This window comes from Xenorhabdus eapokensis, from assembly GCF_001908105.1.
In genome coordinates, this window is the sequence record NZ_MKGQ01000140.1 from 1 (window position 1) to 859 (window position 859).

The window sequence follows — 859 nt, forward strand, 5'->3', positions numbered from 1 at the left end:
ATAAAAAATTATCGATTCCTCACCTGTTTTCACAGTGAGGAAAATAAAAAGTGAGGAGAAAAATGAGGCGCAGGTGAGGAAATATTTTTTCTGGCAGGTATTTTTCAGCTCTCCGTTCTACCGGGTTAATGTATTAGCCCGGTAGAACGGAGAAGACAAGCGCAGCGCGTCAGTGTCATTCTAAACGAGATAGGCTGCTGTATCAGATTAAGCGAGAAACTCTTTCTGGCTGGCAATTAATTTGAACTAATACAAATTAGCTTACTTTTTTACCCTCTGAAAACGCTTTTCTTGCTTCATTTAAACTCATTTCATTAGCTCCTCCTTGAAATTCGGCATCCTTAGATTGCACTGGATCATCTTCCCATCCACAAATGTCACAAATAAGATATTCACCAAGTTCATCAAGGGTAGTATGATTACAACATGGGCAATGGTATTTATCACTCATTGATTACTCCAATATTTCATTTTTGCTTTAGGTTTAAACATTGTTCTGGGCGCACCACTTTTGGATTGTACGGCAAATGTATTAGAATCAGGATCATAAAATAACTTATCTCCCTTGTCATTTTCCTTGCTAAGAGTACCCTTAGGCGGATTTTTAATAAAATCATGAGTGGCGTCTATATACTCATCAGAATTTTTTAAATTAGGGAATTCATTACCATGTTTTAACCAATGATTAATAGCATTTTTAATTCTTGATCCTACTTTTCCTTTCGTCCATATGAGGACGCCATACTTACTATTTTCACTCAAATAAACATAAACCGCCGGCACGCCCTCAATCGGGAAAACCAGAATATAATCCCGGAAATCACTCTCCTGTACCGGTGTGGTCGTCTTCGCTGGCCCG

2 protein-coding genes are annotated in these 859 nt (G+C 38.3%); both read right to left on the bottom strand.

Going from position 1 to position 859, the window contains the following annotated elements; translation table 11 throughout:
* Positions 1-256 precede the first annotated feature (256 nt).
* On the bottom strand, positions 257-451 hold the full coding sequence (locus Xedl_RS19810; RefSeq protein ID WP_074025445.1) for a CPCC family cysteine-rich protein: 195 nt from the start codon (positions 449-451) through the stop codon (positions 257-259).
* Positions 448-859 (bottom strand): S-type pyocin domain-containing protein (locus Xedl_RS19815; protein ID WP_208605113.1); only part of this gene is annotated, 412 nt, incomplete at its 5' end. The genes Xedl_RS19810 and Xedl_RS19815, both read right to left, overlap by 4 nt.

Excerpts from the sequence above, each read along its gene's own strand:
- Xedl_RS19810 (WP_074025445.1), bottom strand. The coding sequence starts at position 451 with ATGAGTGATAAATACCATTGCCCATGTTGTAATCATACTACCCTTGAT.